The organism is Acinetobacter sp. SFB, assembly GCF_001647545.1.
GTDB lineage: Bacteria > Pseudomonadota > Gammaproteobacteria > Pseudomonadales > Moraxellaceae > Acinetobacter.
The window spans coordinates 20,759-34,082 of record NZ_LSZH01000015.1; the positions used below are offsets into that span (position 1 = coordinate 20,759).

Annotated in this window: 15 protein-coding genes; 9 read left to right on the forward strand and 6 right to left on the reverse strand. The window is 42.6% G+C overall.

The features are described from left to right. Positions 1–19 precede the first annotated feature (19 nt). Together AY606_RS12405 and ubiG are read right to left on the reverse strand one after the other, a co-directional pair. On the reverse strand, positions 20–721 hold the full coding sequence (locus AY606_RS12405) for an HAD family hydrolase (protein WP_171255418.1): 702 nt from the start codon (positions 719–721) through the stop codon (positions 20–22). Continuing rightward, entirely contained in the window at positions 718–1,431 is a 714-nt protein-coding gene (gene ubiG / locus AY606_RS12410) for a bifunctional 2-polyprenyl-6-hydroxyphenol methylase/3-demethylubiquinol 3-O-methyltransferase UbiG (protein ID WP_067869097.1), read from the reverse strand. Before ubiG ends, AY606_RS12405 begins: the two co-directional genes overlap by 4 nt. A 181-nt stretch (positions 1,432–1,612) precedes the next feature. Between ubiG and AY606_RS12415 the strand changes: the two genes are divergently transcribed. Then, the gene (locus tag AY606_RS12415) at positions 1,613–2,230 is read left to right on the forward strand and encodes a thiol:disulfide interchange protein DsbA/DsbL (RefSeq protein ID WP_067869100.1); all 618 of its coding nucleotides are present in this window, start codon (positions 1,613–1,615) and stop codon (positions 2,228–2,230) included. A gap of 60 nt (positions 2,231–2,290) precedes the next feature. On the opposite strand, the gene AY606_RS12420 is transcribed toward AY606_RS12415, so the two are convergent. After that, a complete protein-coding gene (locus AY606_RS12420; protein WP_067869102.1) occupies positions 2,291–2,947 on the reverse strand; it encodes a TetR family transcriptional regulator in 657 nt (218 codons plus the stop codon). A gap of 175 nt (positions 2,948–3,122) precedes the next feature. Here AY606_RS12420 and AY606_RS12425 point away from each other — a divergent pair, with 175 nt between their 5' ends. The 4 genes from AY606_RS12425 to AY606_RS12440 all read left to right on the forward strand — a co-directional run bounded on the left by AY606_RS12425 (position 3,123) and on the right by AY606_RS12440 (position 6,607). After that, positions 3,123–4,145 (forward strand): ferredoxin reductase, encoded by a 1,023-nt coding sequence (locus tag AY606_RS12425; RefSeq protein ID WP_067869105.1) that lies wholly within the window; start codon positions 3,123–3,125, stop codon positions 4,143–4,145. Positions 4,146–4,208: 63 nt separating this feature from the next. Further along, positions 4,209–5,354, forward strand: coding sequence for a fatty acid desaturase family protein (locus AY606_RS12430; RefSeq protein ID WP_067869108.1), 1,146 nt, complete (start codon positions 4,209–4,211; stop codon positions 5,352–5,354). A 173-nt stretch (positions 5,355–5,527) separates the two neighbouring features. Further along, entirely contained in the window at positions 5,528–6,244 is a 717-nt protein-coding gene (rph, locus tag AY606_RS12435; RefSeq protein WP_067869111.1) for a ribonuclease PH, read from the forward strand. A gap of 180 nt (positions 6,245–6,424) precedes the next feature. Then, positions 6,425–6,607, forward strand: coding sequence for an ABZJ_00068 family colistin stress protein (locus AY606_RS12440; protein WP_067869113.1), 183 nt, complete (start codon positions 6,425–6,427; stop codon positions 6,605–6,607). Here the strand turns inward: AY606_RS12440 and nadC are convergent. Then, on the reverse strand, positions 6,604–7,449 hold the full coding sequence (gene nadC, locus AY606_RS12445; RefSeq protein ID WP_067869116.1) for a carboxylating nicotinate-nucleotide diphosphorylase: 846 nt from the start codon (positions 7,447–7,449) through the stop codon (positions 6,604–6,606). The two genes, AY606_RS12440 and nadC, sit on opposite strands and share 4 nt — an antisense overlap. 174 nt (positions 7,450–7,623) lie before the next feature. Here nadC and ampD point away from each other — a divergent pair, with 174 nt between their 5' ends. Further along, the gene (gene ampD / locus AY606_RS12450) at positions 7,624–8,196 is read left to right on the forward strand and encodes a 1,6-anhydro-N-acetylmuramyl-L-alanine amidase AmpD (RefSeq protein WP_067869118.1); all 573 of its coding nucleotides are present in this window, start codon (positions 7,624–7,626) and stop codon (positions 8,194–8,196) included. Positions 8,197–8,272: 76 nt separating this feature from the next. Beyond that, the gene (gene murJ / locus AY606_RS12455; protein ID WP_171255417.1) at positions 8,273–9,823 is read left to right on the forward strand and encodes a murein biosynthesis integral membrane protein MurJ; all 1,551 of its coding nucleotides are present in this window, start codon (positions 8,273–8,275) and stop codon (positions 9,821–9,823) included. Between the two features lie 186 nt (positions 9,824–10,009). On the opposite strand, the gene AY606_RS12460 is transcribed toward murJ, so the two are convergent. Continuing rightward, a complete protein-coding gene (locus AY606_RS12460) occupies positions 10,010–10,168 on the reverse strand; it encodes a DUF1328 domain-containing protein (RefSeq protein ID WP_067869124.1) in 159 nt (52 codons plus the stop codon). Between the two features lie 192 nt (positions 10,169–10,360). On the opposite strand from AY606_RS12460, the gene AY606_RS12465 reads away from it, so the two are divergent. Together AY606_RS12465 and AY606_RS12470 are read left to right on the forward strand one after the other, a co-directional pair. Continuing rightward, on the forward strand, positions 10,361–10,813 hold the full coding sequence (locus AY606_RS12465; RefSeq protein ID WP_067869127.1) for a YcgN family cysteine cluster protein: 453 nt from the start codon (positions 10,361–10,363) through the stop codon (positions 10,811–10,813). Positions 10,814–11,023: 210 nt separating this feature from the next. Continuing rightward, the gene (locus tag AY606_RS12470; RefSeq protein WP_067869130.1) at positions 11,024–12,298 is read left to right on the forward strand and encodes a replication-associated recombination protein A; all 1,275 of its coding nucleotides are present in this window, start codon (positions 11,024–11,026) and stop codon (positions 12,296–12,298) included. Positions 12,299–12,568: 270 nt separating this feature from the next. On the opposite strand, the gene purC is transcribed toward AY606_RS12470, so the two are convergent. Further along, positions 12,569–13,288 (reverse strand): phosphoribosylaminoimidazolesuccinocarboxamide synthase, encoded by a 720-nt coding sequence (gene purC / locus AY606_RS12475; RefSeq protein ID WP_067869133.1) that lies wholly within the window; start codon positions 13,286–13,288, stop codon positions 12,569–12,571. Between the last annotated feature and the right edge of the window lie 36 nt (positions 13,289–13,324).

A 13,324-nucleotide genomic window follows, 5' to 3' on the forward strand; every position in this document is an offset into this window, starting at 1 on the left:
GTTATATATTGTTATATCGTTATGAAATGAGAGAATGATTATCTTGCTTTGAGCTGACCAGTCGATTAATCACCTGATGCAATTCGGCAACTGTCTTGACTATACAATCAGCTTGCCATGCTGTTAAGTCATCTTTGTGTTGCAATGGTAAATAACCATAGCCGGCCAAGATGGTGTACATATTGGCGTTACGACCGGCATCGATATCACGGGGATGGTCGCCCACATAAATGCAATCTTCCGGCTGAAGCTGAATATGCTTGGCTGCCAGATACATCGGTTCAGGATCCGGTTTGGTTTTGCTGACATCTTCCGGGCAGACCAGAACGGCACAGCGATCAGTCAAATTGAGTGCTTTTAGCAGCGATTCACTGAGCCAGCGTGGCTTATTGGTCACAATACCCCAAGGAATATTCTGGCTTTCCAGTTCTTCAAGCAGGGGATACATGCCGTCGAACAGGTCGGTATCCACCGCAATATCTTCACCATACAGGTCTAAAAAACGTTGCCGATGGGCAAGAAATACCGGATCTTCAACATCCAGTTCCGGATAGACCAGTTTCACCATGGCACGTGCGCCTTCCGACACCTGGGTGCGAATCAGATCGGCAGCCACGATCTCGCATTGTTTATTGCGGCACATGTCTTGAATAATGCGAATAAAGTCGGCAGCAGTGTCAATCAGAGTGCCATCTAGATCAAACAGTACAGCTTTCATCAGGCACCTTCTTTTACGGTGTACACCATGTAGTTCACATCGACATTCGGTGCCAGCCAGTAACGTTTGGTAATGGGATTAAAATGCAGACCGGTCATGTCTTTGAGTTTTAAGCCTGCACTGCGAATGTCATGTGCAAGTTCAGAGGGCTTGATGAATTTATGATAATCATGCGTACCTTTGGCCAGCATCCGAAGGACGTATTCCGCCCCAATGATGGCAAATAAATAAGATTTTGGATTACGGTTAATGGTCGAGAAGAATACATGACCACCCGGTTTGACCAAGGTTTGACAGGCTTGGATAATTGATGCCGGATCTGGAACGTGCTCAAGCATTTCCATGCAAGTGACCACATCATATTGTCCGGCTTGTTCTTGCGCCAACTGTTCAACCGGAACCTGGCGATATTCAATATTGCTCACATTTTCTTGTTCTGCATGAATACGCGCCACGTTTAAAGGGGCTAAACCCATATCGATGCCTAAAACATTTGCACCACGCCGTGCCATGCTTTCAGACAAAATACCGCCGCCACAGCCGACATCGAGGACTTTTTTACCGCTAATGCCACCTGAATGTTCATCAATCCAATTTAAGCGTAAAGGGTTAATCTGATGCAGGGGACGGAACTCAGAATGCTGATCCCACCATATGGCTGCGAATGCTTCAAATTTGGCAATTTCTTGTGGATCAACATTCAATTGCGACATCGGTATCACCTCAATCAAGTCGTTATATTTTAAAAAAAGTTATAGGCGCTTAGTGTAGCGTTTATTCTCAAAAAAGCGATAAAAGCTGTAAAAAAGTTCACAGAATGAAAACGAATTCGGCATAATTGATTTATAGTCATCGTATAACTTAATCATAACGATTCAGAGGACAATAAGGTCAATGAAAAAATTCCTTTTAGGTAGCGTTGCTACTGCTATTTTTGCCTTTTCAGGCACTGCAATGGCTGCCGATTTTGTCGCGGGTAAAGATTACACCGTGATTGCCAACCCAGGTAAAGTTGAAGTGCCTGGAAAAATTGAAGTACGTGAGTTCTTTTGGTATGGCTGTCCACACTGCTTTAAATTAGAACCCCATATGCAGGCTTGGCTCAGAAAAATTCCTAAAGATGTCAACTTTATACGTACACCTGCTGCAATGAATCCAGTCTGGGAACAAGGTGCGCGTGGTTATTATGTCTCTGAAGCATTAGGCGTTCGTAAAAAAACTCACTTGCCTTTATTCCATGCCATTCATGCCGGGGGCCAACAGATTTTTGACCAAAAATCACAAGCCAAGTTCTTTGTGAAATATGGCATACCTGAAGCCAAATTTAACAGCATGTTTAATTCATTCGCGATTACCTCTAAAGTGGCTCAATCCAAGCAATTGGCGCAACAATACCAATTGAGCGGTGTTCCGGCTGTTGTGGTGAATGGTAAATATGTGGTTCAAGGTGAAGATGGCAAGGTGACTCAAGTCGTGAGCTATCTGGTAGAAAAAGAGCGTAAAGCGAAATAAGTGTGATGAACTAAAAACCCGCAATGATTGCGGGTTTTTTTATGTCTAAGCTGTAGTGAATTATTCAGTGATTGTCTTTGAAGTATCCCAGTTGGAAATACCTCGGAAAATGACATGCACTTGAGTAATGGTTTGCGTCTTAAATTGTATTTGTTGTTCTATGCGTTCTTCAGCCTGATAGTGACGATTGATGTCCATCCAGGTCATCGCCCAGGTAAAGGATAAATTAATTAGAATATTAGAAATGACTTGCAGGTCTTGCAGATTGCGGATGTGCTGTACCGTTTCCATTTTGCATAAATCATTGGCCAGATCTTCAATTAAAAAATTAATTTCCCGGGCAATGGCCTGACGAATCACTTCTGATCCCCCCCAACGCTCGGCAATCATAAACACCCACGGTTCAGGATGATGCTCAACCGCCTGGAAAAACAGGTCTAGGCTGATTTTCGCTTGAGTATTCGGTTGGTAGATATAGGCTTGTCCAAGTTGATGCAAAATACCCTTCAGATGCAGAGCCACCTCATCAACCAGTTCCAGCCCAAGCTCATTCATGTCTTGAAAATGGCGATAGAATGCAGTCGGTACCAGTCCCACATGACGAGCGATTTCGCGCAAGCTGATGCTACTGAAAGAACGTCCAGACGTGCTTAAAGCAAGCGCGGCATCCAAAAGTGCTTGGCGGCTTTGTTGTTTACGCTCATCCCGGATCGACATTCGCTTACCTTAAAAAAAATATAAATGAAGTCTATCAAAAAAAAACAAACTAAACGACGAATGTCAGTGAACATGTGTTGACTGAATCAAAAAATAATTATAGTGTACAAGTGTTCACTGTAAGAACACCTGTTCACTCAAATAAATAACCAGCAATAAGAAAGAGGAACCTCCTATGAGTCATGTGATGCAGTACCAACCGCAATGGATCCGAGAAGATTTCGTCGATTTTATTGCTGAAAAAGTGAATCCAGTGTGGGCATGGAAAAAAGTTAAAGCCAGTATTGTCGACATGCATATGTTGAGTGAAGACTTTTATCAAATTCAGCTTCAGCCAAATCATAATTTTAAGGCAAAAGCATTCCGTGCCGGGCAAAGTATTTTAGTGACTTTGGTGATTGCAGGGGTTCGTCAGCAACGTAGCTATTCGATTGTGAAAATCACCGAGACGGGCAACATCGTGATTGCGGTGAAACGTCAGGGTAAAGTTTCCAATGCCTTAACCCAGTTGACGCTAGGCAGCGTGGTGGAAATCTCTCAAGTTCAGGGCGATTTCAGCTTAAGTTCATCTCAGGCGCCTGTGCTATTGCTGGCATCAGGCAGCGGTATTACCGCGATTTATTCGCTATTGCAACAGGCACTTACTCAAAATATCAGCCAAATTGATCTGTTGTATTTTACCCGTGATGACGCGTTTCATAGCGAATTACAGCAATTAGCCGAACAACATCCACAGTTTCAATACCATCATTTTAATACCGTAGCCCAGAAACAGCATTTAAATATAGAACTGCTCGAAAGTACGATCGCCGATTTCAAGCAACGTCAAAGTTATGCCTGTGGTGCTCAGGGGATGATGCAAAGCCTGAACCAGATTTATCAACAGCTGGGGATTGTCGATCAACTTAAACAGGAATATTTCCAGGTGGTTGTTGATGAAACTGCAGCTGTACAACCGGTGATATTTCTACGTGCCCAACAAGAATTTGAAGCAAAAACCAATTTACTTGAAAGTGCTGAACAGGCTGGGTTGAAACCGGCGCATGGTTGCCGTATGGGTATTTGCAACACTTGTACCTGTACTAAAGTCAGCGGCTCAACCAAAAATTTACTGACCGGCGAAATTGACCACGATAGCAATACCCAAATTAAGTTGTGTATTAGCCAAGCCGTCAGTCCTGTCGTGATCAACCTTTAAAAAATTTAGTTTTGCTCGTACTTGCCGTGAATAGGTGCTAGAGCATGACTCAGGAGAAAAATAATGAATATGTCAGTTAAGTTTCCAGAAAATAGTAAATCAAAATATTTAAGTGCAGAGCAAATTGCAGAATTTGGTGAAAAGGTCGATGCAATTCGCCGTGAAATTATGGACAGTATTGGCGAGCAAGATGCCAAATACATTTATAAAATTCGTGATTTTGTTCGTTATAGCGAAATCGCCTCTCGCGGCATGTTGATGTTCGGCGGCTGGATTCCACCAGTATGGTTATTGGGAACCGGTTTGTTGGGTATTTCCAAAATCGTGGAAAACATGGAGTTAGGGCATAACGTGATGCATGGTCAGTTTGACTGGCTTAATGATCCAAACCTGAACGGTGCCAATTATGACTGGGATACCATGGCGACGGGTGATGACTGGAAATATACCCACAACTATATTCACCATACGTATACCAATATTGTCGGCAAAGACCATGATGTCGGTTATGGCCTGATTCGTGTCAGCGAATCGCAAAAATGGGAACCGCGCTTTTTATTCAATATTCCTTTGGCCATTCAATTAATGGTGTTTTTCGAATGGTATGTGGGCTTACAAAACCTACATTTAGAAGATGCGATTGCCTATAAAACCAAAACATGGAAAGAGGTTTGGGTCGACTCAGCGAAATTCCGTAAAAAAGCTGTGCGTCAGGTGGCCAAAGATTATGTGTTTTTCCCGCTAATTGCCGGTCCAAATGCCCTTCCGGTATTTGCAGGCAACGCCGTAGCCAATGTGATTCGTAGCCTCTGGTCTTCAGCAGTGATTTTTAATGGTCATTTCACTGAAGATGCAGAAACTTTTGAACTGGACAATACTGAAAATGAAACCCGTGCAGAATGGTATTTACGTCAAATTCGCGGATCGAGTAACTTTAGTGGCACAGAATGGTTGCATATTTTAAGTGGTAATTTGAGTCATCAAATTGAACACCATTTATTCCCGGATATGCCTGCCAATCGTTATGCTGAAGCGGCACCCAAAATTCGTGCCTTGTGCGCAGAGTATGGAATTCACTATAACGAAGCCAGTTTCGTTAAACAGTTTGGCAGTGTTTGGGTGCGTTTAGCCAAATGCTCATTACCGAATTCCTGGACGGCATCGGTTGTGCAATCCAAACAGAAGTTGAAAACATTATTTGGCTTTTAAAGTGAAATAGCGAGTGCTTTGAAATAAGCATAATGGGTGTCTCATTCAACTCGCGGTTTAATAGAAGCAGCATGATTTTATGGTTTTTGCCAATTGACAATGTCCTGACAAAACCTTCAAGCTTGCTTCTGTTATACTAAGCCGCAATGAATTTTAGCCAAAGAGAACCCATTATGCGTATCGACCAACGTACTTTAGATCAATTACGTGACGTAAAAATTACCCGTAACTATACGCGTTATGCGGAAGGTTCAGTATTGATTGAATTTGGTCATACGAAAGTTCTTTGTACTGCCAGTATTGACAATTCAGTGCCACGCTTCCTTAAAGGTAAGGGACAAGGCTGGGTCACTGCTGAATACGGTATGTTGCCACGTTCAACCCATACCCGTAGTGACCGTGAAGCCGCTCGTGGTAAACAGAGCGGCCGTACTCAAGAGATTCAGCGTCTGATTGGTCGTAGCTTGCGTGCCATGGTCGATTTGAAAAAACTGGGTGAAAATACCATTACCATCGACTGTGATGTGATTCAGGCAGATGGGGGTACACGTACCGCATCTATTACCGGTGCAGCTGTTGCCTTGATTGATGCGATGAATGTATTGCTTGAGAAAAAGAAAATTAAGCAAGATCCACTTAAAGGCTTGGTGGCTGCGATTTCTGTCGGTATGTATAAAGACGAAGCGTTATTGGATTTGTGTTATGAAGAAGATTCAAGCTGTCAAACTGACCTCAATGTGGTGATGACTCAAGCCGGTGAGTTTATTGAACTGCAAGGTACTGCGGAAGAAAAACCGTTTACGCGTGCACAGTGTAACGAAATGCTTGAATTGGCTGAAAAAGGCATTCAAGAACTGATTAAAAAACAACAGGAAGCTTTAGGCTGGTAAGTTTTTTAATTAAGAAATAAAAAACGCACCTCAAGGTGCGTTTTTTATGGAGTAGTCAAAATTAAATTTAAAAAGGGCGGATACAAAATGGCTGCAACTTTTACACCTTTTGAAACGCAGGCTTAAGATTCAGCTCATATTGAGTGCTTAAACTCATGCCTTATTTTACAGGAGCATTAGATGCTAAATATTATTATCCTGGTTATATCCGTGGTAACTCTGGCGCTGATGATCAGTGATCCACGTGCTTCAGAACAACAATCAACCCACTCAGCTTGGCAACAGCAAAAACAATACAGTGAAATTCAGGATTCAACCTCTAAACCAAAATCTCAACCGAAAAATGATACTGAGCAGAGTTAAGCATTAAAGCGCATGGATAAATCAACCGCTTTGACATCCTTGGTTAAAACGCCCATCGAAATATAGTCGACACCGGATGTTGCTACTTCACGTAAGTTGTCAATGGTGATGTTACCCGAAGCTTCCAATTTGCAACGACCTGCTACATGCTTCACCGCATCAATCATCTGCTGTTGACTGAAATTATCCAGCATCACGATATCGGCATGGGCTTCCAAGGCTTGATTCAGCTCATCCCAGGTTTCGACTTCAACTTCGACAGGTTTACCCGGGGCAATGTTATGCGCTTTGGCAATCGCCTGAGTAATGCCGCCTGCTGCCATAATGTGGTTTTCTTTAATTAAAAAAGCATCAAACAAACCAATGCGATGGTTTTGACCCCCACCAATTGCCACGGCATATTTTTGCGCAATACGTAAGCCGGGAAGGGTTTTACGGGTATCGAGCAATTTGGTGTTTAAACCTTCTAATTGTTTTACATATTCAGCGGTTTTGGTCGCAACCGCAGAAAGTGTTTGTACAAAATTTAGTGCAGGACGTTCAACCGTAAGTAAGCTGCGTGCAGAGCCGGCCAGTTTTAAAAAGGCTTCATTGGCTTGAACACGCTCACCATCATTTTTAAGCCAAGTCACTTGGACGGATGAATCATAGGCTTGGATTAAAGCATTCACCCAAGGTTGACCCGCAAGTACCATATCTTCACGGCTAATGATGGTTGCAGTGGCTTGTTCATCTTCAGGAGTCAATAAAGCGGTGATATCACCCTCGCCAATATCTTCTTGTAAAGCCTGTTGAATATTGATCTGGATTGCGTGTTCCAACAAAGATTGAGATATGCTCATCAGAATTCCGTATCTTTTTTAAGCCATGAAAATTGCGCGTTATATTAGCACTGTTCATTTAAAAGAAATGCTTTTTCAATGGATTTTTATTCTGGGAGTTTGAGATTTTAAGCTTAAAGTCTTAGGATTGCGCTAAAATCATCTACTTAGACGAATAAAACTGAGGATAGGAATATGCAACAGGCACCGTCTTTTCAGGTCATCGAGGGTCAGTTGATCGGTGCAAGGCAAGTACCATCCCCGAACTATAATCAACGTCCCGAACACACCGAAATTCAGTTGGTGGTGGTGCATAACATCAGTTTGCCACCCTCGCAATTTGGCGGCGGCTATATTGAACAGTTTTTTCAAAACCAGCTGGATTGGTCAAAGCATCCTTATTTTCAGACCATTGAAGGCATGCAGGTGTCTACTCATCTGTTAATTTTGCGCACGGGCGAAGTACTGCAATGTGTGAATTTTAATGATCGTGCTTGGCATGCAGGGCGTTCCAGCTATTTGGCCAAAAAAGAATGTAATGATTATTCCATTGGTATTGAGCTGGAAGGCAGCGATGACCAGCCTTTTGAAGATGTGCAGTACAGCGTATTGGCAGAAGTCATTGCGACCTTACAGGCAACCTATCCGAAAATATTACAACATTTGGCAGGGCATTCGGATATTGCGCCAGGACGTAAAACCGATCCGGGGCCTTTTTTTGATTGGCCAAAAACCAGAGCATTAATCCAACAATATAAAGCAGATTAATAGCTGCCCGATTTTATGATTTAACAACGAAATTCCTGTGAAGTTTCTTTACAATAGCGACTTATTTTAATACTAGGTGGAAACGATGGCACTGTGGCGGTCGACCTTTATTGTCAGTGCAATGACCATGTTGTCTCGGGTTTTGGGTCTGGTCCGAGATGTGGTTTTGCTGAATGTGTTTGGTGCAGGTAAAGATTTCGATACCTTTGTGGTTGCCTTTCGTATCCCGAACTTCTTTCGGCGGCTGTTTGCCGAAGGGGCATTTTCTCAAGCCTTTATTCCAGTTTTAACCGAATACAAAACTACAAAAACCCATGCTGAAGTGCAAATTCTGATTAGTCGGGTATTTGGTTGCCTGGCGACCTTTATGACCGCACTGACCTTTATTGCCATGATTGCCGCCCCTGCGATTTTGTATATCTATGCACCGGGCTTCCATAGTGATCCAGAAAAATTTGCCTTAGCCACAGACATGTTCCGTCTGACCATTCCCTATTTACTGTTTATGTCGCTGACTGCTTTTGCCAGCAGTATCTTAAACAGTTACGGTTCATTTTCCACCCCAGCTTTTGCGCCAGTCTTACTGAATATCACCATGATTGCAGGCGCATGGTGGTTGACACCGTATATGGCTGAACCGATTATGGCCTTGGGCTGGGCAGTCGTGGTTGCAGGGGTATTGCAACTGGCCATTCAAATCCCGGAGCTGTGGCATAAAAATCTGCTGATTCCACCGAAAGTAGATTTTAAGCACGAAGGTGTGGATCGCATCATGAAACTGATGCTGCCTGCACTGTTTGGTGTTTCGGTAACGCAAATCAACTTGCTGCTGAACACTATCTGGGCATCATTTATGCAAGACGGGTCAGTGTCCTGGCTATATAGTGCCGAGCGTATGACCGAATTGCCTTTAGGCTTAATTGGGGTAGCCATTGGTACGGTGATTCTGCCATCGCTTTCTATGCGTCATGCCGAGCAAGATCAATTAAAGTTCCGTGGCATGATTGACTGGGCGGCAAGAGTGGTTATGTTAGTCGGTATTCCCGCCAGTATTGCCTTATTCATGTTGTCGACGCCCATCATTCAGGCACTGTTCCAACGCGGGCAATTTACCCTTGAAGATACTCAAATGACGGCATTGGCTTTGCAATGCATGAGCGCCGGGGTAATTTCCTTCATGCTGATTAAAGTCTTTGCGCCAGGCTTTTACGCACAACAAGATACCCGAACACCGGTACGAGTCGGCTTGATGGCTGTTGCAGCCAATGCCATTCTAAACGTGATCTTTATTGGCTTCTTTAAACTGATCCATTGGGAAGCAGAACATATGGCCTTGGCCTTGGCCTCTTCAGGTTCAGCACTGGTAAATGCCGGAATGTTGTATTTTTATCTGCACCAACGCAATATTTTCCGTTTTGGAGCGCACTGGAAAAAACTTTTCCTTCAGTTTGCCATTGCCAATGCCCTCATGATTGCGGCACTTTGGTATGGCTTAACTTGGTATCACGGTGAGGTATCCCAATGGATCCGTATATTTGAAGTGATCGGGCTCTGTGTGGTGGGCGTTTTAGCGTATGCGATTGGTTTACTGGTCACTGGGTTTAGACCACGTCACTTAAAACCCTAACAAATTAGAGAAAGAATTTATTCTTGATGGTAAAACGATGACCTGAATTGAATAGATGAAAAATACTTTAATTTTCTTAATTTAACTCAGGTCTTTGATGATGTAAAAGATGAAATTTTGATATGAAAAAAGAGCCTATTTAGGCTCTTTTTTCATTGTTTAATCGTTTTTAACTAACGGTGGTATTTATATCTTGCCACGTGACAGGAAACCGACAATTGCTAGAATAACTGCAATGACAAGTAGAATAACCGCGAAGTCTTTAGATAGACCAGCGACACCACCAAAACCAAGTAGACTCGCAATCAGCGCAATTACTGCAAAAATAATAGCCCAACGAAACATAATCTTTCTCCATGAGTTGTTGTTTTCAAAGTAGATTCAGTATAGGGCCTAGATATTCCTAAAATTGTTATGCTTGTGTTTGCAAAATGTTCACTTTGACAATAAATATATGATTCAAAGTAAAAATAACATTCATACATTGTGAACTTGAACACGTTATAATAATGCCCTACCTTTCTTCTTTTTGGTTTTATGACTGAACAATTACGTCCGGAATTCTGGAAAAAATATCCTTTAGCTGAATTGAATCCTACTGAGTGGGAGGCACTTTGTGATGGATGTGGTTTATGTTGTCTGATCAAACTAGAAGATGAAGAATCCGGCGAAGTGGCTTATACCCAAGTGTCGTGCAAACTGCTTGATTGCAAAACAGCACATTGCAGTAATTATGCCGAACGTTTTGAATATGTTCCTGATTGCATTCAACTCACGCCTGAAAAATTAGCTACGATTCACTGGTTGCCACCCAGTTGCGCTTATCGTCGCTTAAAAGAAGGTAAAAAATTACCGTCTTGGCATTATTTAAATACCGGTACACGGGATAGTGTGATTAAGGCGAAAAAGTCGGCCGCAGGGCGCTGTATTTCAGAAGTTGATGTGAATGAAGATGATATTGAAGACTATATTGTTCGCTGGGTACGTTAATTTTAACTGTCCATTTCTTGGAAAAGACTTTCTAAAAGATATTTACTTGAAATCATTTTAATCATGGCAAGATTGCGCCGCCTGGTGCAAGACCGCATGAATTGGTAAAGTTCAAAATCAGATGATTTTTTTGTAAAACATTTCAATTGAAATACGCGATATTAAAATTACATAGTAGACTTGTTTTAAGCACACTCAAGAAATAACAAGATGTCAGATAGTCATATTCCACTGCCTGAACGGCTTCGTCCGCGTGATTTATCAGAAATTATTGGTCAAGATCATTTATTAGGTGATCAGGCTCCTTTACGCCAAATGATTGATCAGGGGCATTTACCCTCGATTATTTTTTGGGGACCACCGGGTGTGGGGAAAACCACCATTGCTGTGCTTCTGGCACAGGCGGTTGATCGACCTTTTGTCAGTCTGTCGGCTTTGAATACGGGCGTGAAAGAACTTCGTGAGATTATTGCTGAAAGTGGGGACTTACTAAAACCTGTGGTGTTTATTGATGAAATCCACCGTTTCAATAAGTCACAGCAAGATGCCTTATTGAATGCAGTGGAAAAGGGTAAAATCACGCTGATTGGTGCCACCACAGAAAATCCTTCCTTTGAAGTGAATAGCGCATTGTTATCGCGTTGTCAGGTGTATAGCCTGAATGCTTTAGATGCCGATTCGATCCAGACGTTATTGAATCAAGCATTGCAAAATGATGCTTTTTTAAAAGAACGATTGATTCAAATTGAAGAATATGAAGCACTCATTCAATTTGCTGCCGGAGACGCGCGTAAGGCCCTTAACCTGCTAGACCTGATCGCCAGCACCTTTGAACCTGAACTTGAAAACATCATTACCAATGCCATTGTGGTGAAAGTCGCGCAGCAGAATATTGCCCGCTATGACAAATCGGGCGAGCAGCATTATGACCTGGTCTCGGCTTTTATTAAGTCAATTCGCGGTAGTGATCCGGATGCGACTTTGTATTGGATGGCGCGCATGCTCAAAGGCGGTGAAGATCCGATCTTTATTGCACGTCGCATGCTGATCGCAGCTTCTGAGGATATTGGCAACTCCAATCCGAATGCACTGCTTCTTGCAGGAGAGTGTTTCCGTTCGGTTCAAGCTGTGGGCATGCCAGAATGTCGTATTATTCTGGGGCAATGTGCGGTCTATCTGGCCACCAGTGCAAAAAGTAACAGTACCTATTTAGCCATCAATAAGGCGTTGGATTTAGCTGAAAAAACCGCAAATTTACCGGTACCCTTACATCTAAGAAATGCGCCGACTAAATTGATGAAAGAGCAGGGCTATGGTGTGAATTATCTCTATCCACACAATTATCCAGAGCATTTTGTCTTGCAAGAGTATTTGCCGCCTGAATTAAAAGGCACCAAGTTGTATGAGTCCGCGCGAAATAAACGTGAAGTGGAAGGTGAAAAACTTCAACAACGTCGCTGGCAGCAGGAACAACAGCAGCAGTAAAAAAAAAGCCCAACTCAGGGTGAGTTGGGCGGAAAATAGGATGTCTTGGGGGAGATACATCCTAGAGGGTAACAGTCATCTGGTCGGTAAGACCTCAGATGAAGATTCAATTACAATGTTGCTAGCTATGAAATTATATTAGCGGCTTAAGTATCGAATGTAAAAACGATGATTTTTATTAAATAAATTTGTTTATCCGATTGCATGCTTTATTCATGATCATAAAAAACCGAGCTTAAAAGCTCGGTTTTTTGAATCCGTAAGTACGAATTAGATATCAGAAAGATCGAGACCTAAACGTGCTGCAACTTCTTCATAAGCTTCAACCACACCGCCTAAACCTTGACGGAAACGGTCTTTGTCGAGTTTTTTCTTGGTGTCTTTATCCCATAGACGGCAACCGTCTGGAGAGAATTCATCACCCAGAACAATACGGTCGTGGAACACACCAAATTCAAGTTTGAAGTCAACAAGCAGCATGTTGCCTTTGTCGAACAAATCTTTAAGAACATCGTTGACTTGATAAGTCAGGACTTTCATTTGTTCAAGTTGTTCAGCAGTTGCCCAACCTAAAGCAATCGCTTGAGATTCGTTCACCATTGGATCGCCAAGAGCGTCATCTTTGAAGAACAATTCAAAAGTAGAAGGTGTTAACTCTTTACCTTCTTCAACACCTAAACGACGGCACAAGCTACCCGCTGCGTAGTTACGAATAACACATTCAACAGGAACCATTTTTAGTTTTTTCACTAAAACTTCAGTCGGAGAAAGAAGTTTTTCAAAGTGAGTTTCGATGCCAGCAGCAGCCAATTTTTCCATGATGAAGGCGTTAAAACGGTTGTTCACCTTGCCTTTACGATCCAGCTGTTCGATTTTTTCGCCGTTAAATGCAGAGGCATCATCACGGAAGACTAGGATAAGGTGATCTGCACTGTCTGTTTCATAAACAGATTTCGCTTTACCAGTATAGAGCAAGGTTTGTTTCAACATGGGGGAACCTTTTGCAAAAAAAAATGCCTAGTACGA